The organism is Pseudomonas sp. B14(2017) (genome assembly GCF_002113255.1).
GTDB classification, from domain to species: domain Bacteria; phylum Pseudomonadota; class Gammaproteobacteria; order Pseudomonadales; family Pseudomonadaceae; genus Aquipseudomonas; species Aquipseudomonas putida_Z.
The window spans coordinates 1-20673 of the sequence record NZ_NEJY01000020.1 but is presented as its reverse complement, the minus strand read 5'-3'; the positions used below and the strand labels follow the sequence as shown (position 1 = coordinate 20673).

22 protein-coding genes are annotated in these 20673 nt (G+C 64.8%); 13 read left to right on the top strand and 9 right to left on the bottom strand.

Features of this window, described 5'->3' with window-relative positions; all coding sequences use genetic code 11:
- Window positions 1-64 precede the first annotated feature (64 nt).
- Window positions 65-853, bottom strand: a complete 789-nt coding sequence (locus CAG34_RS20505) for a lysophospholipid acyltransferase family protein (protein WP_025340514.1) — start codon at window positions 851-853, stop codon at window positions 65-67.
- Window positions 853-1608: an L-ornithine N(alpha)-acyltransferase gene (olsB, locus tag CAG34_RS20500; protein WP_015271672.1), complete on the bottom strand. Its 756-nt coding sequence runs from the start codon at window positions 1606-1608 to the stop codon at window positions 853-855. The genes CAG34_RS20505 and olsB overlap by 1 nt, the downstream gene beginning before the upstream one ends.
- Before the next feature lie 159 nt (window positions 1609-1767).
- Here olsB and CAG34_RS20495 point away from each other — a divergent pair, with 159 nt between their 5' ends.
- The 6 genes from CAG34_RS20495 to CAG34_RS20470 all read left to right on the top strand — a co-directional run bounded on the left by CAG34_RS20495 (window position 1768) and on the right by CAG34_RS20470 (window position 6615).
- Window positions 1768-2655: an acyl-CoA dehydrogenase gene (locus CAG34_RS20495; RefSeq protein ID WP_085592079.1), complete on the top strand. Its 888-nt coding sequence runs from the start codon at window positions 1768-1770 to the stop codon at window positions 2653-2655.
- A 172-nt stretch (window positions 2656-2827) separates the two neighbouring features.
- Complete coding sequence (locus CAG34_RS20490) at window positions 2828-3907, top strand: serine hydrolase (protein WP_085592077.1); 1080 nt, start codon at window positions 2828-2830, stop codon at window positions 3905-3907.
- The gene (locus tag CAG34_RS20485) at window positions 3904-4200 is read left to right on the top strand and encodes a hypothetical protein (protein WP_025340511.1); all 297 of its coding nucleotides are present in this window, start codon (window positions 3904-3906) and stop codon (window positions 4198-4200) included. Before CAG34_RS20490 ends, CAG34_RS20485 begins: the two co-directional genes overlap by 4 nt.
- 44 nt (window positions 4201-4244) lie before the next feature.
- Window positions 4245-4826 (top strand): YceI family protein, encoded by a 582-nt coding sequence (locus tag CAG34_RS20480; protein ID WP_085592075.1) that lies wholly within the window; start codon window positions 4245-4247, stop codon window positions 4824-4826.
- A 1-nt stretch (window position 4827) separates the two neighbouring features.
- Window positions 4828-5985, top strand: a complete 1158-nt coding sequence (locus tag CAG34_RS20475) for a phosphatidylserine/phosphatidylglycerophosphate/cardiolipin synthase family protein (protein ID WP_025340509.1) — start codon at window positions 4828-4830, stop codon at window positions 5983-5985.
- 51 nt (window positions 5986-6036) lie between these two features.
- Complete coding sequence (locus tag CAG34_RS20470) at window positions 6037-6615, top strand: DJ-1/PfpI family protein (protein ID WP_085592073.1); 579 nt, start codon at window positions 6037-6039, stop codon at window positions 6613-6615.
- Between the two features lie 123 nt (window positions 6616-6738).
- On the opposite strand, the gene CAG34_RS20465 is transcribed toward CAG34_RS20470, so the two are convergent.
- Window positions 6739-7137, bottom strand: coding sequence for a nuclear transport factor 2 family protein (locus tag CAG34_RS20465; protein WP_015271666.1), 399 nt, complete (start codon window positions 7135-7137; stop codon window positions 6739-6741).
- Between the two features lie 115 nt (window positions 7138-7252).
- Between CAG34_RS20465 and CAG34_RS20460 the strand changes: the two genes are divergently transcribed.
- Window positions 7253-7843, top strand: coding sequence for a GNAT family N-acetyltransferase (locus tag CAG34_RS20460; protein WP_013974061.1), 591 nt, complete (start codon window positions 7253-7255; stop codon window positions 7841-7843).
- A complete protein-coding gene (locus CAG34_RS20455; RefSeq protein ID WP_085592071.1) occupies window positions 7840-8712 on the top strand; it encodes a carbon-nitrogen hydrolase family protein in 873 nt (290 codons plus the stop codon). Before CAG34_RS20460 ends, CAG34_RS20455 begins: the two co-directional genes overlap by 4 nt.
- Before the next feature lie 121 nt (window positions 8713-8833).
- On the opposite strand, the gene CAG34_RS20450 is transcribed toward CAG34_RS20455, so the two are convergent.
- On the bottom strand, window positions 8834-10357 hold the full coding sequence (locus CAG34_RS20450) for a fumarate hydratase (protein WP_025340505.1): 1524 nt from the start codon (window positions 10355-10357) through the stop codon (window positions 8834-8836).
- 374 nt (window positions 10358-10731) lie between these two features.
- On the opposite strand from CAG34_RS20450, the gene CAG34_RS20445 reads away from it, so the two are divergent.
- Complete coding sequence (locus CAG34_RS20445; protein ID WP_085592068.1) at window positions 10732-11652, top strand: iron-sulfur-binding ferredoxin reductase; 921 nt, start codon at window positions 10732-10734, stop codon at window positions 11650-11652.
- A gap of 138 nt (window positions 11653-11790) precedes the next feature.
- Here the strand turns inward: CAG34_RS20445 and pyk are convergent, their stop codons facing one another.
- Window positions 11791-13245: a pyruvate kinase gene (gene pyk / locus CAG34_RS20440; RefSeq protein ID WP_013974057.1), complete on the bottom strand. Its 1455-nt coding sequence runs from the start codon at window positions 13243-13245 to the stop codon at window positions 11791-11793.
- A 179-nt stretch (window positions 13246-13424) separates the two neighbouring features.
- Here pyk and CAG34_RS20435 point away from each other — a divergent pair, with 179 nt between their 5' ends.
- From CAG34_RS20435 to sbcB, 3 genes are all read left to right on the top strand, one after another.
- The gene (locus CAG34_RS20435) at window positions 13425-13811 is read left to right on the top strand and encodes a hypothetical protein (RefSeq protein WP_084785259.1); all 387 of its coding nucleotides are present in this window, start codon (window positions 13425-13427) and stop codon (window positions 13809-13811) included.
- A gap of 123 nt (window positions 13812-13934) precedes the next feature.
- On the top strand, window positions 13935-14294 hold the full coding sequence (locus CAG34_RS20430) for a PilZ domain-containing protein (protein ID WP_025340502.1): 360 nt from the start codon (window positions 13935-13937) through the stop codon (window positions 14292-14294).
- 75 nt (window positions 14295-14369) lie between these two features.
- Window positions 14370-15803, top strand: a complete 1434-nt coding sequence (sbcB, locus tag CAG34_RS20425; RefSeq protein WP_085592066.1) for an exodeoxyribonuclease I — start codon at window positions 14370-14372, stop codon at window positions 15801-15803.
- Between the two features lie 85 nt (window positions 15804-15888).
- Here sbcB and mvaT read toward each other — a convergent pair whose 3' ends face one another.
- A complete protein-coding gene (mvaT, locus tag CAG34_RS20420; protein WP_003259590.1) occupies window positions 15889-16266 on the bottom strand; it encodes a histone-like nucleoid-structuring protein MvaT in 378 nt (125 codons plus the stop codon).
- A 284-nt stretch (window positions 16267-16550) separates the two neighbouring features.
- On the opposite strand from mvaT, the gene purU reads away from it, so the two are divergent.
- Window positions 16551-17402, top strand: a complete 852-nt coding sequence (gene purU / locus CAG34_RS20415) for a formyltetrahydrofolate deformylase (protein ID WP_023662871.1) — start codon at window positions 16551-16553, stop codon at window positions 17400-17402.
- Window positions 17403-17687: 285 nt separating this feature from the next.
- Here purU and CAG34_RS20405 read toward each other — a convergent pair whose 3' ends face one another.
- From CAG34_RS20405 to CAG34_RS20395, 3 genes are read right to left on the bottom strand one after another with little or no spacing between them, the layout of a single operon-like run.
- Window positions 17688-18680, bottom strand: a complete 993-nt coding sequence (locus CAG34_RS20405) for a lysylphosphatidylglycerol synthase transmembrane domain-containing protein (protein WP_085592062.1) — start codon at window positions 18678-18680, stop codon at window positions 17688-17690.
- Window positions 18677-19441, bottom strand: coding sequence for a DUF2334 domain-containing protein (locus tag CAG34_RS20400; RefSeq protein ID WP_085592060.1), 765 nt, complete (start codon window positions 19439-19441; stop codon window positions 18677-18679). Before CAG34_RS20400 ends, CAG34_RS20405 begins: the two co-directional genes overlap by 4 nt.
- Entirely contained in the window at window positions 19434-20555 is a 1122-nt protein-coding gene (locus CAG34_RS20395; RefSeq protein ID WP_025340498.1) for a glycosyltransferase family 1 protein, read from the bottom strand. The genes CAG34_RS20400 and CAG34_RS20395 overlap by 8 nt, the downstream gene beginning before the upstream one ends.
- Between the last annotated feature and the right edge of the window lie 118 nt (window positions 20556-20673).

Below are 20673 nucleotides of genomic sequence, written 5' to 3'. Positions count from 1 at the left end.
ATATGCGCGGTCCCTGTGGGAGCGGGCAAGCCCGCGAAGAGGCCGGTACTGGCAGTGCAAGAATTCAGGCAGCCCGCGCCTGCCGCCGTGGCGCCAGCTCAACTTCTTCAACCCCGAACAACGCCAGGTGAATCGCCTGCTGCGCCTGCAACGCCAGCACCGCTCGCTCCTTGCCCACGCTGCCGATCGGCTGCAGCAGGTGAATGCATACCTCGCCCCGCGGCAGGGCAAACAGGCGCATCAGGTGCGACACCAGGTCATCGTCACCAATGAACGGTGCAATCGGGTCGATCTGGCCATCGCGCAGGTACTGGATGGCGACCGGCTGCACCGCCACGCCACGGTCGATGGCGCCTGCCAGCAGGCGGCCATGGAAGGTGCGCAGGGTACGGCCGCTGGTGGTGGTGCCTTCCGGGAAGATCAGCAGCGGCCGGGCAAGGCCCAGTTGCCCGGCGATCTGTTCACGCAGGCGCTGGCTGTCGCCCCCGCCACGGCGGATGAACAGGGTGCCGGCCTTTTCCGCCAGCCAGCCGGCCACCGGCCAGTGGCGCACTTCGGCCTTGGACAGGAACGACAGCGGCAGCAGCATGCCGAGCAGCGGGATATCGGTCCAGGACACGTGGTTGCTGACCCACAGCATCGGCCGCTGCGGCAGCTCGCCGACCACCCGCACATCGAAGGGCAGGGCCGCGACCAGGCGCTTCATGAACAGGCAGGTCCAGCGCTGGCGGCGCTCGATGGGCGCCTTGAACCCCAGGCGTTCGCCCAGGGCGATCACGCTGGCCATCAGCATGCCCAGCAGCAGTACCAGCAGCAGTCGAGTCAGGCGGGCCATTACCCGCAGCTTCGGCATCAGACCGCTGCCTTGAAGTGGCGGGCGTAGCGTGGGCACAGTTCGTCGCGCTTGAGCAGGATGAACACGTCGGCCACCTGGAAGTCTTCGTCCCAGCACGGCTCGCCGCAGATCTTCGCGCCCAGGCGCATGTACGCCTTGAGCAGCGGTGGCATTTCGGCAATGACGTTGTTTGGCAGGGCCAGGTTGGGCAACGGGTTCTTCGGCTCGGCGCGCAGGTGCTCGGTGCACAGGTAGCGGTCACGCAGGCGCTGCATTACCGCGTGGGCCTGCACCCCGCCATCCTGCATGGGGATGCTGGCGCAGCCCATCAGGTAGCTGTAGCGGCCTTCGTTGAGCACTTCGGCCAGTTCGCCCCAGAGCACGGCGATGGTGCCGCCGTTGCGGTAATCGGGGGCTACGCAGGTGCGGCCCAGCTCCAGGATCGGGCCCTGCAGCTGCAACAGGCCGTGCAGGCTGAATTCTTCTTCGCTATAGAAGCGGCCCAGGCTGCTGGCGGCCTGATGGTCGAGCAGGCGGGTGGTGGCAACCAGCTCGCCAGTGCTCAGGTCGCGTACGCCAATGTGGCGGCAGTGCACGTCGTAGTCGTCCATGTCCAGGCCTTGCTCGGCTCCTTTGAGCTTGGCCTTGAATTCGGCGCTGAACACTTTGTAGCGCAGGGCCTGGGCTTCCTGCAGGGCCGCGGCGCCAACCAGGCGTTCGGCTTGCAGACGGCGTTCGGTGCTGTTGTCGCCAGCGTGAGCGATCCGAGTCATTACGAGTCTCCATAAGCCAGCCATGAAGGGTTGCGGCCGGTCGGCTTTGTTGTGCAAAGTCAGCCTAGGTAGATGGGGTGTCACCCCTGTGAATCTTTGGTGATGCTTGCGTGACACCCCTTAGCCTCAACTGAAAGCCCTTCAGCAAGGAGCCGACCGATGGCCTGGTTGCAACGACTCAACGACCCGCTTCGCCAAGCGCTGGCGGGCACCCTGGGCGAAACCTATGCCGCGCTGCTCGAACGCCTTGGCCCGGTTGCCCCGTTCGAACTGGCGGTGCGCGGCGGGCGCGCGATGGCCACCCCGGGCCTGGCCTTCCTGGTCGGCTACCAGGCCGCCTTGCGCGTGCTGTGGCCCAGTGCTCCACCGAGCCTCGGTGCCCTGTGCGCCACCGAGCGGCGCAGCGTGCGGCCGGCGGACATGCGCACGCGCCTGGACGGCTTGCGGCTGACCGGCAGCAAGGACTTCGTCACTGCCGGCCTGGAGGCGGAATGGCTGCTGGTGGCGGCGCGCTGCGAGGCGACGGGCGCGGCACCGCAGTTGAACCTGGCGGTGGTCTACCCCGGGGAGCCAGGTGTGACGCTGGAAGCGCTGCCGACCCTGCCGCTGATGCCGGAGGTGGGCCATGGGCGACTGGTGCTGGACCAGGCGGCGTGCGAGTTGCTGGCCGGTGATGGTTGGGATGCCTATGTGAAGCCGTTCCGTTCGCTGGAGGACTTGTATGTGCTTACGGCGTTGACGGCCTGGCTGTATGGCGTGGGGCAGGAGTGCGCCTGGCCGCAGGCCCTGCGCCTGCAGTTGCTTGGGCTGCTGGCCGGGTGTGCCGAAGGTAGCCGGCAGTGCGCCGATAGCGTTGGCTGCCATTTGTTGCTGGGGGGGTTGTTTGCACAGTTCCAGGCGCTGCGAGGGGAGATCGATGCTGCGTTGGCGGCGGGGCCGGCGCAGTGGGCGCAGATCTGGCAGCGTGACCAGGGGGTGATGGCGCTGGCGGCGGCGGCGCGGGAGAAGCGGCTGAACAAGGCTTGGGCTGCTGCGGGATTGTCATGAATGCCTGATAGGTTTGTGTGATCCGATGAATCCTGGGGCCGCTTTGCGGCCCTTTCGCGACACAAGGCCGCTCCTACAGGGGAACGCGTCAAGTTCAGGCTGACGCTGTACCTGTAGGAGCGGCCTTGTGTCGCGATAGGGCTGCGCAGCGGCCCCAATAATGGCGATCACGATGAAGGTACTGTTGATCATCCTGATATTGCTTGCGGGTTGTGCCCGGGCCGAAGACTGGCCTGAACCCGACTGGCCAATCGACAACACCCCCCTCGACTGGCAACCCGTCGACGCCTACGCCTTCCCCGCACACACCACCCCCGAACGCAGCGGCATCCGCACCGACGCCCTGCTGATCATCCGCGACGGCCGCATCCTCCACGAACGCTACGCCGCCCCCACCACCGGCGCCACCGCCCACCTGACCTGGTCGATCAGCAAGAGCGTACTCGCCACGCTATTGGGCGTAGCCCAGGGCGAAGGCCGCTTCCAGCTGCAAGACCCGGTCACCCGCTTCTACCCGGCCATGCACGCCCATCCCGGCGTGCGCATGGCCGATCTGCTGCATTGGGCCAGCGGCCTGGACTGGCAGGAAGACTACGAGTACGCCCCGCTCAAGTCCTCGGTGGTGGCCATGCTGTATACCCGTGGCCGCGAGGACATGGCGGCCTATACGGCGGCGCGGGAAGCGGTGGCCAGCCCGGGCCAGCGGTTTCTCTATTCCAGTGGCGACAGCAACCTGCTGGCCGCCGCGTTGCGCGGCATGCTCGATGCCGGTCAGTACGCCGACTACCCCTGGCATGCACTGTTCACCCCGTTGGGGATCGACAGCGCGGTATGGGAGCGTGACCGCGCGGGTACCTACGTGGGTTCGTCCTACCTGTACCTCAGCGCTCGCGACCTGGCGCGCATCGGCCTGCTGATGCAACGCGACGGGCGCTGGCAGGATCGGCAATTGCTGCCCAAGCCATGGGTGGCTTTCAACCGCACGCCGTTTGCCGCGGCCCAAGCGCTGCCCGGCGAGGCCAACCCCGGTGGCCACTGGTGGCTCAACCAGCCGCTGGCCGGCGCTGCACGGCCTTGGCCGAGTGCACCCGCGGACACCTACGCAGCCCTTGGCCACTGGGGCCAGGCGCTGTACGTGCTGCCCGCGCAAAAGCTGGTGATCGTGCGTTACGCCGATGACCGCGACGGCAGCTACCAGCACGACGAACTGCTCAAGCGGATACTCGCGGCGCTGGCTGGGGAGGGGGCATGAAGCGGGTGCTGCTGGTGGTGTTGCTGGGGCTGGTGTACTGGGCCTGGCACGAGCGCCAGGCCCTGGCGGACTTCCCCGGTATCCTTTCGGCCTACTCGGCCAAGGAATATTGCTCGTGCCGCTTCGTCATGGGGTTCGAGCCGGCGTATTGCCAAGGCTACGTGAAGCAATGGCTGCCGCTGAGCCTGCTGGAGGAAGACAGCCAACAGCGGCAGGTTACCGCCGAAGGCCTGGGCCGTCGCAATCAGGCCGCCTGGCAAGGCCCGCGCGAGGGCTGCCGCTTGCTGCCGTGAAGGCGGGCGGGTAAGGTTGGCGGCCTGGTTTCACGAGATCTGTCATGTTCAAGCTGCCCCGCCTGCTGCCCGCCTTGTTGCTGGCTTTTTGCCTGCCCGCCCATGCCAACTGGCACCTCGATGGCGAGTCTTCGAGCCTTTCGTTCATTACCGGCAAGAACGGTAACACCGCCGAAGTGCACCGCTTCCTGGTGCTGCATGGCACGGTCGACCGCAAGGGTGTGGCCGGGTTGAGCATCGAGATGGACTCGGTGAGCAGCGGTATTCCGCTGCGTGATGAACGCATGCGCGAGGACCTGTTCGAGGTCGAACGCTTTGCCGAAGCCAAGGTGCAGGCGCAACTGGACCTGCGGCCGATCAACGACCTGGCCAACGGTGCCCAGATCGAACTGCGCCTGCCATTGACCGTGACCCTGCATGGCCAGTCGCACAGCTACAACGCCCTGCTGCTGGCCACCCGCCTGGACGAGCGACGCTTCCAGGTGGTGACCCTTGAGCCCCTGGTGCTGCGCGCCGAGGATTTCGGCCTGTTGCTGGGGCTGCAACGCCTGCGCAAGCTCGCCGGGCTCAAGTCCATCAACCCGTCGGTGCCGGTTAGCGCGGTGCTGATCTTCACCGCCCGCTGACATGCCGGGGCCGGTCTTTCCCTGGCGGGATGGCAATCAGTTCGAACTGCTGATCGACGGCCCCGAGTTTTTTCCGCGCATGCTCCTGGCGATCATGCGCGCCGAGTTCCAGGTCGACCTGGAGCTGTACCTGGTCGAGGCCGGTGACTGCGCGGATGCGGTGGTCGAAGCGCTGGAGCAGGCTGCCCGACGTGGCGTGCGGGTGCGCTGCCTGTTCGACGACTATGGCTCGCTGGCTTTCAACAGCCAGTTGCGTCAGCGCCTGCTGGACGCAGGTGTGTACTTGCGCTGGTACAACCGCTTGCGCTGGAAGCGTGGCCTGCGCAACCTGTACCGCGATCACCGCAAGTTGCTGCTGGTGGACGAGCGCTGGGCAGTGGTGGGCGGCACGGGCGTCACCGACGAGTTCTGGACACCGGGCGAGGCGACCAGTGAATGGCACGAGGTGATGGTGCAGATGCAGGGGCCGGTGGTAAGCGACTGGCAGTTGCTGTTCGACCGCCAGTGGCACGCCAACAACCGTCGCACCGCCTGGCGCCCCGCCGAGGGCTTTGGCCTGCCGCGCCTGCCCAAGGTGCCTGCGCAGGGGCAGGGCATGGGCCGGGTGGCCTATGCCGACGCCCGCCAGCACCAGGACATCCTGCATTCGCTGGTGCGGGCGATCAACAGTGGCAAGCAGCGAGTTTGGCTGGCCACGCCTTACTTCCTGCCGACCTGGAGCGTGCGCCGGTCGCTGCGCCGGGCTGCCGGCAAGGGGGTCGATGTGCGGCTGCTGCTGACCGGGCCGCGCACCGATCACCCCTCGGTACGTTACGCCGGCCACCGCTATTACCCACGTCTGCTGCGCGCCGGGGTGCGCATCTATGAGTACCAGCCGTGTTTCCTGCACCTGAAGATGGTGCTGATCGACGACTGGGTCAGTATCGGCTCATGCAACTTCGATCACTGGAACCTGCGCTTCAACCTCGAGGCCAATATCGAGGCACTCGACCCGCCGCTGACGGCTGCCGTGCAGGCCAGTTTCGAGCGTGATTTCGCCTTGAGCGAGGTGGTCGACCTGGGCCACTGGAATGCCCGGCCGCTGTGGCGCCGGGTGAAGCAGCGGTTGTGGGGGTGGCTGGACCGGTTGGTGGTCAACTTGCTCGACCGTCGCGACTGAGACCGGCTATCGTGCAGTGACTGTCTCAAGGCAATCGAAGGAGTGGGTGCGATGACGGCGAAGAAAATTCTCATGTTGGTCGGCGACTACGTCGAAGATTACGAAGTCATGGTGCCGTTCCAGGCGCTGAGCATGGTCGGGCACACGGTGCATGCGGTATGCCCGGAAAAGGTCGCGGGGCAGACTGTGCGTACCGCGATTCATGATTTCGAGGGCGAACAGACCTACAGCGAAAAGCCGGGGCACAACTTTGCCCTGAACTACGATTTCGTGCGGGTGCGTGCCGAGGGTTACGACGCGTTGCTGATCCCGGGTGGACGTGCACCGGAGTACCTGCGCCTGGATGAGCGGGTGCTGGAGCTGGTGCGGGCGTTCGACCAGGCCGGCAAGCCGATCGCGGCGGTATGCCATGGTGCCCAGTTGCTGGCGGCGGCCGGCGTGCTGGAAGGGCGCGAATGCAGTGCGTACCCGGCGTGCGCCCCGGAAGTGCGCTTGGCGGGCGGGACATTCATCGATATCGCGGTGGACCAGGCGCATGTGGAGGGCAACCTGGTGACGGCACCGGCATGGCCGGCGCATCCGGCGTGGTTGGCGGCATTCCTCAAGGTGCTTGGTACCCGTATTGCCTGACAGGGCCTTATCGCCGGCAAGCCAGCTCCCACAGGTTTAGCGAAGGTTTCAAGACCTGTGGAGTACTTGTGGGAGCTGGCTTGCCGGCGATGAGGCCAGTACAGGCAGCACAGTCAACCAGGCTTAACCCACCTGCTCAACCCAGTCATTGAGGTTGTAGTAGTTGGTCACCCGGGCAATCTTCCCGCAATGGATATAGAAGAACGCCCCCGCCGGCAGTACATAGGTCTGCCCGTTGGCCGCCGGCAACCCTTCGTCATCGGCCAGATATTCCCCATGCACGGTGAACTCCGCCGCCGCGCGGCTGCCGTCGGCGTTCTGCATCACCACGATATCGGCCAGGCGCTCGCGGTAGCAGCGGTTCATCTTGTCCATGAACGCTGCAAACCGGGCCTTGCCCATCTGCCGCTCGCCCTGGTTGATGTCGTGGATCACATCCTCGCTGAGCAGGGCGAGAAAGGCCGGCATGTCGCCCGCATTGAAGGCGGCGTAGTAAGCATTTACCAGTTCGGTAGCGGTCATGGAACAATACCTGTCGTGGAGGGAAAAGGCGGGTCGTTGCTCCGGATGATAGGGTTTCCCCTCAAGCCCGGCTTAGCCGAGCGCGTCATCCACATCGACAAAACGACCGCCAAGCATGGAAATACGCCTGTTGCACGGCGCCGCTATCGCGCCTTACATCGATGACCTCGCTCGCCTGCGCCTTACCGTGTTCCGCGAGTTTCCCTACCTTTACGACGGCACCCCGGAGTACGAGGCCGACTACCTGGCCACCTATGCCCGCTCCGGGCGCAGCCTGGTGGTGCTGGCACTGGACGACGGCAAGGTCGTTGGCGCCTCCACCGGCCTGCCGCTGGTGGATGTCGCCCCCGAGTTCCAGCAGCCGTTCCTGGCCCAGGGGCGCGACCCGGCCAGCGTGTACTACTTTGGTGAATCGGTGGTACTGCCCGAGTACCGTGGCCAGGGCCTGGGGGTGCGCTTTTTCATCGAGCGCGAGTCCTACGCCCACAAGCTGGCCGAGTTCGACTACTGCGCGTTCTGTGCGGTCGAGCGGCCAGGCGTGCATCCACGGCGGCCAGCGGACTACAAGCCATTGCATGGCTTCTGGCGAAACCGCGGCTTCCTGCACGACCCGTCGCTGCGCACCAGCTACGCCTGGCGCGACTTGGACGAGCAGGAAAGCTCCGACAAGCTGATGTCGTTCTGGCTCAAGGAACTGCCGATATGATCCGCCTGGCGGCCTGCCAGTACGCCATCGAGCTGCATGAAACCTGGGAGGCCTACGCCGACCACCTGCAAGGCCTGTGTGCCGAAGCGGTGGAGGCGGGGGCCCGCCTGCTGCTGTTGCCGGAGTACGCCGGGCTGGTGCTCAGCGGGCAGCTGAGTGCCGAGCAGCGGGGTGACCTGAAGGCCTCCATCGCCGGTATCCAGCCGCTGATCGAGCCCTGGAAGGCACTGTGCGAAGGCATTGCCAGGCGTTGGGGTATCTACCTTCAACCGGGTAGCGTACCGGTGCTGGACAGCGATGGGCGCTACCGTAACCGTGCCTGGCTGTTCGGCCCCAAGGGCGTGCTGGGTTACCAGGACAAGCTGATGATGACCCGTTTCGAACGGGAGCAATGGGACATCGCGGCGGGCCAGGGGTTGCAGGTGTTCGACACCGAACTGGGGCGCCTGGGCATCCTGATCTGCTACGACAACGAATTCCCGATGCTGGCGCGGCGCCTGGCCGAGGGTGGTGCCGACCTGATCCTCGCCCCGAGCTGTACCGACACCGAGGCGGGTTACCACCGGGTGCGTATCGGTGCCCAGGCGCGGGCGCTGGAGAACCAGATTGCGGTGTTGCAGAGCCCTACGGTCGGGCTGGCGCCCTGGTCGCCGGCGCTGGACGAGAATATCGGCCGGGCAGGACTGTTCGTGCCGCCGGATCATGGGATGCCGGGGGATGGGGTGGTGGCCTTGAGTGAAGAATCGAGCCCTGCCACTAGTCAGTGGCTGGTCTGTGAGGTGGACCTTGAGGAAGTACGGCGGGTGAGGCGGGAAGGGCAGGTGTTTACCCGCAGGGATTGGCCGGAGCAGTTTGACAGAGTCCTGTGAAAACAGCGGCGGCCTCTTCGCGGGCTTGCCCGCTCCCACAGGTAACGCGTAGCCCTCGGGCTTGCGCTGTACCTGTGGGAGCGGGCAAGCCCGCGAAGAGGCCGCCGCCGTTACATCAGGCTTACTTCACTTCGACTGCCAGGCTCTGGGCAATCTTGCTCTGCCACAGGGCAGGGCCAGTGATGTGTACCGACTCACCGTTGCTGTCCACGGCGACGGTCACCGGCATGTCCTTGACCTCGAACTCGTAGATCGCTTCCATGCCCAGCTCGGCGAAGGCCAGGACCTTCGACTTGCGGATGGCCTGGGCCACCAGGTAGGCAGCGCCGCCGACGGCCATCAGGTACACGGCCTTGTTGTCCTTGATCGCTTCGATGGCGGCAGGGCCGCGCTCGGACTTGCCGATCATGCCCAGCAGGCCGGTCTGCTCGAGGATCTGGCGGGTGAACTTGTCCATGCGGGTGGCGGTGGTCGGGCCGGCTGGGCCTACCACTTCGTCACCGACCGGGTCGACCGGGCCAACGTAGTAGATGAAGCGGCCTTTCAGGTCCACCGGCAGCTCTTCGCCACGGTTGAGCATTTCGACCATGCGCTTGTGCGCGGCATCGCGGCCGGTCAGCATCTTGCCGTTGAGCAGGATGGTTTCGCCCGGCTTCCAGCTGGCGACCTCTTCCGGGGTGATGGCGTCGAGGTTGACGCGACGGGCGCTCGGGCCGGCTTCCCAGACGATTTCCGGGTAGGCGTCCAGTGACGGCGCTTCCAGCTCGGCCGGGCCGGAGCCATCGAGCACGAAGTGGGCGTGGCGGGTGGCGGCGCAGTTGGGGATCATGCACACCGGCAGCGAAGCGGCGTGAGTCGGGTAGTCCATGATCTTGACGTCGAGCACGGTGGTCAGGCCACCCAGGCCCTGGGCGCCAATGCCCAGCTGGTTGACCTTCTCGAACAGCTCCAGGCGGATTTCTTCCAGGCGGTTCTGCGGGCCACGGGCTTTCAGTTCGTGGATGTCGATGGACTCCATCAACACTTCCTTGGCCATCACGGCGGCCTTCTCGGCGGTACCGCCGATGCCAATGCCGAGCATGCCAGGCGGGCACCAGCCAGCGCCCATGGTCGGGACGGTCTTCAGTACCCAGTCGACGATCGAGTCGGACGGGTTGAGCATGGCCATCTTCGACTTGTTCTCCGAGCCGCCGCCCTTGGCTGCGACATCGACCTCGACCTTGTCGCCGGGGACGATGGAGTAGTGGATCACTGCCGGGGTGTTGTCCTTGGTGTTCTTGCGGGCACCGGCCGGGTCGGCCAGGATCGAAGCGCGCAGGACGTTTTCAGGCAGGTTGTAGGCGCGACGCACACCTTCGTTGATCATGTCGTCGACGCTCAGGGTGGCGCCGTCCCAGCGCACGTCCATGCCCACGCGCACGAACACGGTGACGATACCGGTGTCCTGGCAGATCGGGCGGTGGCCGGTGGCGCACATGCGCGAGTTGATCAGGATCTGGGCGATGGAATCGCGCGCAGCAGGCGACTCTTCACGCAGATAGGCCTCGTGCATGGCCTGGATGAAATCGACGGGGTGGTAGTACGAAATGAATTGCAGGGCGTCGGCGACGCTCTGAATCAGGTCGTCTTGCTTGATCACGGTCATGCAGCGCGCTCCTCTTAAAGACGGGAACATTCATTACGGCGCTCGACGGTGCCGACCAGCGTGTCGAAGCGCCTTGCAAGGCGCCGGCAGGTCAGGCCGACGGAAAAAGGCGCGGCAGTATAGCGCGCATCCGTGCCGGGCACACCTGCGGCCGGTCTGGACCATGGTCGGCAGGTGGCAGGCATTGTTCTTGCTGACTTGTTGTAGAGATAGGATGCTTGGAGGGGGCTGCCCTGCAGCCCCTTCGCCGGCAAGCCAGCTCCCACAGGATTGCACCAGGCCTGAAGCCTGCACATTAACTGTGGGAGCTGGCTTGCCGGCGAAGGGCCGCAAAGCGGCCCCAGAAACTCAAGAGCTGGAAGAGATAGCTGAAAATGCCCGAACTTTGCGTGGGCGAGCGCCGCTGGGCGGTGCCGACCGGCAGCAACCTGCTCGATGCCTTGAACGAGGCCGGGCTGAACGTGCCCTACAGTTGCCGCGCCGGCAGTTGCCATGCCTGCCTGGTGCACTGCCTGGGCGGGCAACCGCTGGATGCCATGCCCGAGGCCCTGGCGCAGGACAAGCATGCCCAGGGCTGGCGCCTGGCCTGCCAGTGCCGGGTAGTCGAGGACCTGCGCGTGGCGCTGTTCGACCCGCAGCAGGATGGCGTGCCTGCGCAGGTCTGTGCCCTGGACTGGTTCGGCGATGTGCTGCGCGTGCGGCTGCGGCCCGAACGGGCAATGCGTTACCAGGCGGGGCAGCATGTGGTGCTGTGGAATGGCGCGGTGGCGCGGCCTTACTCCTTGGCCAGCCTGCCGGGCGAAGATGATTTTCTCGAGTTTCATATCGACTGCCAGCGCCCCGGCGCCTTTTGTGACAAGGCCCGTGGCTTGCAGCTGGGTGATGTGCTGCGCCTGGGCGAGCTAAGGGGTGGGGCCTTGCATTACGACCCGGACTGGCAGCAGCGGCCGCTGTGGTTGCTGGCGGCGGGGACCGGGCTGGCGCCGTTGTGGGGCATCTTGCGCGAGGCTCTGCGGCAGGGGCACCAAGGGGAAATCAGGGTCATGCATGTGGCGCGCGAGGGCGTTGGGCATTATCTGGCCGAGCCGTTGCGGGAGATGGCGGATGTGAATGTCGAGTTGGTACTGGCAGAGCAACTGGATGAAGCGTTGGCCGGGTTGCGGCCATCATCGCGGCAGACGGTGGCGCTGGTGTGCGGGGCGCCGGGGAGTGTCGAGCGGTTTGCCCGGCGGCTGTTCATTGCCGGGGTGCCGCGGGGGCAGGTGTTTGCCGATGTGTTTGTCGAGCATGCCTGAGGCATTTGTGTAGCCTGGGCTGGCCTCATCGCCGGCAAGCCAGCTCCCACAGGATTGCATCAGACCTGGGCCTGCGCGGTACCTGTGGGAGCTGGCTTGCCGGCGATTGGGCCGCAGAGCGGCCCCCTCTGAAGCAGATCAACCGACCAGCGGATCACCGACATGCAGGATCTTCATGCCATTGGTGCCACCGATGGTGTGGTAGCTGTCACCCTTGGTCAGGATTACCCAGTCACCTTGCTCCACCAGGCCACGCTTGAGCAGTTCGTCGACCGCTGCCTGGCTCACCTTGTCGGCCGGCAGCGAGGCCGGGTCGAAGGCGATCGGGTACACGCCGCGGAACATGTTGGCACGGGCCTGGGTAGCGCGGTGCGGCGACAAGGCGAAGATCGGCACGTGCGAACGCAGGCGCGACATGATCAACGGGGTGTAGCCACTCTCGGTCAGGGCGATGATCGCCTTCACGCCCGGGAAGTGGTTGGCGGTGTACATGGCCGCCAGCGCGATGCTCTCGTCGCAGCGCTCGAAGGTGGTGTGCAGGCGGTGGCTGGACTTCTGGCTGGTCGGGTGCTTTTCGGCACCCAGGCAGATGCGGGCCATGGCCTGGACGGCTTCGATCGGGTAGGCACCGGCGGCACTCTCGGCCGACAGCATCACCGCGTCGGTGTTGTCCAGCACGGCGTTGGCCACGTCGGACACTTCGGCACGGGTCGGCATCGGGTTCTGGATCATCGACTCCATCATCTGGGTCGCCACGATCACCGCCTTGTTGTTGCGGCGGGCGTGCTGGATGATCTTCTTCTGGATGGCGATCAGCTCGGCGTCGCCGATTTCCACGCCCAGGTCGCCACGGGCGACCATGACGGCGTCGGAGGCGAGGATCAGCTTGTCGAGGGTTTCGTCGTCGGCCACCGCTTCGGCGCGTTCGATCTTGGCCACCAGCCAGGCGCTGCCGCCAGCTTCGTCACGCAGCTTGCGTGCGTATTCCATGTCGCTGGCGTCACGTGGGAAGGACACGGCCAGGTAGTCCAGGTCCATTTCCGCGGCCAGCTTGATGTCGGCCTTGTCTTTCTCGGTCAGGGCCGGTGCGGTCAGGCCGCCACCTTTACGGTTGATGCCTTTGTGGTCCGACAGCGGGCCACCGATGATCACCACGCAGTGCAGGGCATCTGCGGTGGCGGTCTCGACGCGCATCACCACGCGGCCATCGTCGAGCAGCAGTTCGTCACCAACGCCGCAGTCCTTGACCAGGTCGGGGTAGTCGATACCGACGATGTCCTGGTTGCCTTCGGTCAGCGGGTGGGCGGTGGAGAAGGTGAACTTGTCACCGATCTTCAATTCGATGCGCTTGTTGGCGAACTTGGCGATGCGGATCTTCGGACCCTGCAGGTCGCCCAGCAGTGCAACATGGCGGCCGTTCTTGGCGGCGATGTCACGGATCAGGCGCGCGCGGGCCTTGTGCTCGTCCGGAGTGCCGTGGGAGAAGTTCAGGCGTGCCACGTCCAGGCCGGCGAGGATCAGCTGTTCGATCACTTCCGGCGAGTTGCTGGCGGGGCCAAGGGTGGCGACGATTTTGGTACGGCGGATGCTCATGCACAGACTCCTATAGTGAAGCGCAGCGAAAGGCTACTCCTGAATCTCGCTGTAGTCATTGTTCCGTTGCACTACCTGCGACCAAGGCAGGGTGGCATTTGAACGGGCAGGGTATCCTTGCAAAAGGGTGTGAAGATTTGCCGGCAAAGGCCGATACACTGGCATCAAAGGAGACCCCCATGCGAGCCCTGATCGTTTTAGCCCTGGCGGCCAGCGCCGTCGGCTGCACCCGCTGGTCCATGGACCACCACCTGAACAATGCCTACCGCGCCTACGACCGTGGTGATTGCGCACGGGTCATGCTCGAGCTGTCGCAGGTCGACCGCACCAGCCGTGCGCGACCGTTCATCCACCCCGAGGTGTCGCTGCTGCGCGGCCAGTGCCTGGAGCGCCAGGCCTTGTACGTGGATGCGGCGCAGACCTACCAGTACCTGATTCAGCAGTACCCGGGCAATGAATACGCCTATCGCGCCCAGGCTCGCCTGCAGACCCTGGAGAAACTCGGCCATTTGCGCGGCGCCGAAGCCGCCGTGGCAAACCCGGTGAGCGCCGCACCTTGGCGTTAACACCAAGGTGTGATTTATTTCACGGGATTTGCCGCGCGTGCTGCGCTAATCTGTAACTCAGCTGTTACAACAACCGCCAGTTCCACGTATTCCTGGCATCGGATACGGACTGCACTTGCGATCATGTTCAACAAGCGCCACATCGAACGCCATCAGCTGCCTTGTGTTCTCAAGGTGTTCAACCGCATTACCGGCCAGGCCATCGGCCAGCTGGGCAACGCCTCCGAAGACGGGCTGATGCTGATAAGCCAGCTACCTGTGCTGGTCGGGCCCGACTACGATCTGCAATTACGCCTGCCGCTGGTTGGTGGCGGGCATCAGTTCGTCAACCTTACCGCCAGCTGCCTGTGGTGCCGTGAAGACCAGACGCCCGGGCACTACGATTCGGGCTTCATGCTGCTGCAGGCGCCCCGCGAGTACGACGAATTCGTCCGCTCGTTGCGCGACTATTTCAGTTTCCGCCCCGCCAACGCCTCTGCCTGAGCCTCGGGCCCAGGCTCGCTGGAGTCGCGCCAGAATCGCGCTAGAATCGGGTCGACCTCGATACAGGACGACCCCGTGACCTCCAGCATTTTCTGGCACGACTACGAAACCACCGGCATCAACCCGCGCTGCGACCGGCCGCTGCAGGTGGCCGGCGTGCGCACCGACTTCGACCTCAACGAAATCGACGAGCCGATCAGCCTTTATTGCCGGCCCTCCGACGATATCCTGCCGCACCCGGCCGCCTGCCTGGTGACCGGCATCACCCCGCAACTGCTGGCCGAGCAGGGCTTGTGCGAAGCCGAGTTCATGACCCGGGTGCACGCACAACTGGCGCACCCTGGTACCTGTGGCGCCGGCTACAACACCCTGCGCTTCGACGACGAAGTGACCCGCTACAGCCTGTACCGCAACTTTTTCGACCCTTATGCCCGAGAGTGGCAGGGTGGCAACAGCCGCTGGGACCTGATCGACATCGTACGCACGGCCTATGCATTGCGCCCGGACGGCATCGAGTGGCCGCAGCAGGACGGGCGCACCAGCCTGCGCCTGGAGCTGCTGAGCAAGGCCAATGGCATCGACCATGGGCATGCCCACGAAGCGCTTTCCGACGTGCGGGCAACCATCGCCCTGGCCCGCCTGATCCGGCAAAAACAGCCCAAGTTGTATGACTGGCTGTTCCAGTTGCGCAGCAAGCATAAAGTGATGGAGCAGATCCGTTTGTTGCAGCCACTGGTGCATATATCCGGACGCTTCTCGGCGGCACGCAATTACCTTGGTGTCGTATTGCCACTGGCCTGGCACCCGCGTAATCGCAATGCACTGATTGTGTGCGACCTGCATCAGGAAACCCTACCGTTACTACGGGAAAGTGCTGAAGTTCTACGCCAGCGTTTGTATACCCGCCATGAAGAACTGGCCGAAGGCGAATTACCCGTGCCGCTCAAATTGGTGCAGATCAATCGCTGCCCGGTACTGGCGCCACTTTCGGTATTGCGCCCGGCTGATCAACAACGGTTGGGTCTGGACTTGACGTTGTTACAATTGCGCGGCGAAGAATTGGCCAAGCAGCAGGCGCAATGGCAAGACAAGCTGGAAAACATCTATGGCAAGGAAGACTTCGCCCCGAGTGAAGACCCGGAACAACAGTTGTATGACGGTTTTCTGGGGGACCGTGACCGCCGCTTATGTGAGCAAGTTCGTGCACTGGAACCGGCGCAGTTGGGCCGTGGGCAGTGGATGTTCGATGACCCGCGCCTGCCTGAACTGTTGTTCCGCTATCGGGCGCGCAACTTCCCCGAGACCCTGACCGGCGAAGAGCGGCAACGCTGGTTCAGCTTCTGCCAGCAGCGCCTGAGCGACCCGCATTGGGGCGCGCCGAATACGCTGGGCGACTTCGAACAGGCGCGGCAGCAGGCCTGGGAGGGCGCCGACGAGGCGGGGCGGCGCGTGCTGGACGCGTGGCAGGTACATGCCCGGCAATTGCAGGCACAGTTTGCAATTGGCTGAGCGCCGACACAAAACGCGGACAAACAAAAACGCCGGCAATATGCCGGCGTTCTTGTTGCGATAAGCAGCAGGCGTGTGCGGACAATCAGTCCAGCAGGGTCGCCCAGCTTTCAACCACATCGCCACCCCACTTGGCTTTCCATTCTTTCAGGGTCTTGTGGTTGCCGCCTTTGGTTTCGATCACTTCATTGTTGTGCGGGTTCTTGTATTGCTTGACCTTGCGTGCACGCTTGGTGGCGGTAGTCTTGACCGCACCACGAGGTGCCTTGCTCAGTTTCGACTCTGGGTCGAGCAGGGCAATCACGTCGCGCAGCGACTTGGAGTACTCGCCCATCAGTGTGCGCAGTTTGCCTTCGAACTCCAGTTCTTTCTTCAGCTTGTCATCCTGCGACAGGTTGGCCAGGCGGGCCTGAAGTTCCTTGATGGCTTCTTCGGTAGCGCGGTACTCGTTGATCAGGGACATGGAGTGTTCCTTAATGCGTGTTCAGAAATGTGTGGGGCAATAATAGACAGGCAATACTCGCAAGTAAACATATTGTTGGGCAATTAACTGTTAACTAAGCTGTGACAACCATTTCTCTACGTGAACAAAAATTTACAATTAACCCTGCATTTCGTCATGTCTGTCAGAGAATGCCGGCAGTGCATCTCGTCAGGAACACAGGCGACGGCCGCTGCGATCAATACTGCGTTTTTCCTGGCGGGCCGCTAGAATGAGCGCCTTTGCGAAGTTCTGGAGTCTCATTCATGCGCACCTATCGTCTGGTGATCGCCTGCCCCGACCGTGTTGGCATCGTGGCGAAAGTCAGTAATTTCCTGGCCTTGTACAATGGCTGGATCAACGAAGCCAGCCACCACTCCGATGAGCAGAGCGGTTGGTTCTTCATGCGCCATGAAATCCGCGCCGAATCGCTGCCATTCGGTATCGAAGCCTTCCGCGAGGCGTTTGCGCCGATCGCCGAAGAGTTCTCCATGACCTGGCGCATTACCGACTCGGCGCAGAAAAAGCGCGTGGTGCTGATGGCCAGCCGCGAGTCGCACTGCCTGGCCGACCTGCTGCACCGCTGGCACACCGATGAACTGGACTGCGAGATCCCTTGCGTGATCTCCAACCACAACGACCTGCGCAGCATGGTCGAGTGGCACGGTATTCCGTTCTTCCATGTACCGGTCGACCCCAAGGACAAGGCCCCGGCCTTTGCCGAAGTGTCGCGCCTGGTGCAGGAGCATGCCGCCGATGTGGTGGTGCTGGCCCGCTACATGCAGATCCTGCCGCCGCAACTGTGCCAGGACTATGCTGAAAAGGTGATCAACATCCACCACAGCTTCCTGCCGTCGTTCGTCGGCGCCAAGCCGTATCACCAGGCCGCCCTGCGTGGTGTGAAGCTGATCGGCGCGACCTGCCACTACGTCACCGAAGAGCTGGACGCCGGCCCGATCATCGAGCAGGACGTGGTGCGTGTCAGCCATGCCGACAGCATCGACGACATGGTCCGCTTTGGCCGTGATGTGGAGAAGATGGTGCTGGCCCGTGGCCTGCGTTATCACCTGGAAGACCGGGTGCTGGTGCATGGCAACAAGACTGTAGTTTTTGATTGATGGCCTTGGGGCTGCTTTGCAGCCCATCGCCGGCAAGCCAGCTCTCACAGGTTTGCACCTGGCTTGAGGTCGATGCGGTCGGTGTGGGAGCTGGCTTGCCGGCGAAAGGGGCGCAAAGCGCCCCCGGCAATCTTGAGGGATATGCAATGGCGAAGACCCGTAACAACCCCACCGCTTCACCCCCACCCACCCTCGGTGAAGGCTGCCTGGCCCGCTACGACCCCGAAGCCCTGGCCGACACCGATGGCACCGATTTCCCCGGCGCCGCCGAACTCTGGCAGCAGCTCAACCCGCCTGACGCCGCCAGCGCTCCAGCAGCGGGCGCGCCAGCAGGCACACAAACACCGGCCCACCCGCCAGCAGATAAAAGTAGTAAGTGACCGCCCGCCATATCAGGATCGCCGCAGCCGCGGTCGAACTGCCCACCAGTGGCGTCAGCAAGCTGGCCGAAGTCAGCTCGGCGGCACCGGCACCGCCAGGCAGCAGGCTGAACTGGCCGGCACTGAGCGAGAGCATCTGCACCAAAAAGCTGGGAATCCACGCCAGGTCTACCCCCAACCCCCTCAATACCAGATACAACACGCTGTAGCGCAGGCCCCAGTGGGCGCAGGTCAGGGTGAACACCAGGGTCAGCGTGCGCTTGGGCAGGCGCCAGGTCTGCGCCAGTGCGTCGATGAAGCGCAGCAGCTTGCGCGCCCAGCGCCACTTGCGCTGGCGGCTCATGCCCAGGCGGCGCAGCAACCTGCCGTTCACGCGCATCACCGTGCGCCGGTAGCGCAGCAGGCCGATCACCCCGGCCAGTGCCGTGCACAGCAGCAACGCGCTGCCCAGCAACATGCTTTCCTGGCTGCGGCCCAGGCTGTGGAACAGTGCATAGCCGGCAATCGCCAGCATCGCGCAGAAAAAGAACACCAGGTCGTTCAGCTGGTCCATGGCAAACACCGCGCCGCTGCGCGCCGGGCCGATCCGGTCGCGTGCCAGCAGGGCCATCAGGGTCAAGGGGCCGCCGCTGCCGCCGGGGGTGGTACAGATGGCGAACTCGGTGGCCATCACCACACCCAGGCTGCGCAGGCGCCCAAGCCTTGCTCCTTGCTGGCCGAGCAACAGGCGCAAGCGGATGGCGTTGATGACCCAGCACAGCAAGATCATGCCCAGCAGGGTCAACATCAGGCTGGGTGCGAAGCGCTGCAGCCTCGGCAGCAACTCGCTGCCACCGAGCAGGGCCGGCACCAGCACGGCACCGAGCAGTGCCAGGGCCAGCCAGGCCAGGCGGTTCATGCGTTGGCCTGGCGGTCGAGCCAGGTGGACTTGGTCAGGGGCTCGCGGCCCTGTGCCAGTAGCGTGTTCAAGGTGTTCAGCCAATAGTCGCGGGAGGCGCGATGGCGCATGTCCACCGGGTGCAGGCCCAGGCGCAGGGTCTGGGCGTCGTGCCAGCGCCGGCATTGCCAGTCGCACAGCACCCGTGACAGGCCGCGACGCCAGGCGCTGCGGGCACTCCAGACCAGCCCCGGGGCCTTGAACGCGGTGAAGTCTGGTAAACGGTACAAGTGCTGTGGCGTGCTGGTGTAGCGCAGCGGCAGGCGGCGCAGTGCCTGGCGGGTGCCTTCGCTCATCAGCCAGGCAGGCGCGACGAAGCCGGCCACCGGCCAGCCCTGCTGGGCGAACAGGGCCAGGCCGTGCTCCAGACGTTGCAGGGCCTGCTGCTGGTCCAGGGCGTAGAACTCGCCTTCGTGGGTATAGATGCGGCGCATGAAGTATTCGCCGGGCGTGCGTGGTGGCGGGCCGTTGTCGGCATGGTAGAAGCCGTGCAGGGCAAGCTCGTCGCCCTGGGCCAGGCGCCGTTCGAGCAAGCGGCAGAAGGTGGGCGAGCGCTGCAGCGGGTTGCGGTGGTGAAAGTCCGGCACCACCAGCCAGGTCATGGGGATGCCGCCGATGGCGTCGACGGCCTGGACGAAGGGTTGATAGTCGGGCCAGGTCTCGGGCGCAACATCGTGCAGCACCAGCATCAGGCTGCGCGCTGGCGGCAGTGGCTCAGCCATGGGCACGGACCTGCGGCTGGTGGCCAAGCACGGCCTGGTAGTGCTGCAGCAGGCCGGCGACCACGTGGTCCCACGAATACTGCTGCTCGGCATGGCGACGGGCCTGAGCCCCGAGCTTGCGCACGCCGGCCTCGAACGCCTCCTGCACGGCCGTCGCCATGGCCTTGCTATCGTTGGGGCGGCACAGGCGCCCGCACTGTTCGTTGACGATTTCGCCGAAAGCACCGGCGCGCACGGCCACCACCGGCGTGGCGCTGGCCATCGCTTCGAGAATGACCAGGCCGAAGGTTTCCTGGTCGCCGGCGTGCACCAGCAGGTCGGCGCTGGCCATCAGCCGGGCGACTTCCGGAGCCGGGCAGAAGTGATCGATCACACTGACGTTCTGCGGCACGTTGGCCGGCATGTTCGAACCCACCAGCAGCAAGTGGTAGGGGTGGCCCAGGTGCTGCATGCACTCGAGCAGCACCGGCAGGTTCTTTTCCCGCGAGCCACGGCCGGCGTAGATCAGCAGGCGACTGGTGTCGGCAATGCCCAGTTCGGCACGCAGCTGCGGGTCGCGCTGGCTGGGGTGGAAGGTGGCCAGGTCGACGCCCAGGCGCTGCACGTGCACATCGCGCACCCCCAGGCGGCGCAACTTGTCGGCCATGACCTGGCTGGGGGCCAGGACCCGGTCGAAATTGCCGTACAGCTTGCTGACATAGGCCTCTACATTGGGGGTGAACCAGTTACCCATGCGGTTGCTGACCAGCAGCGGCAGATCCGAATGGTAGAAGCCGATCACCGGCACATCGAGCTTGCGCCGCGCTTCCAGCGCAGCCCAGGCGGTCAGGTAGGGGTCGCCGACTTCGATCAGGTCGGGCTTGAGCCTGCGCAGCACATTGCACCAGGGGGCCAGGCGCACCGGGAAGCGGTAGCCATTGCCGAACGGCAGCGGCGGTGCGGGCACCTGGTAGATGCCATCGGCGTGTTGGGCACTGGCACCGGGTATCAGCAAGCTGTGGCGGACGCCCTGGATGGCGTCGAGGCGGTGGTGTTTGGCATCAAGATAGGTACGTACGCCGCCACTGGCGGGGGCGTAGAACATGGTGATGTCGGCGATGTGCACGATCAGCATCCCTCCGGGATCGTCTTCGGGTCTGTCATCCGGCGCTAACGGGCCGGCGATGACGCGCCTAAAGGTTGACCTATCAGAAGGATAGTTTGTTCGATCGGGGTTGGTGGGGGCGGGGGGC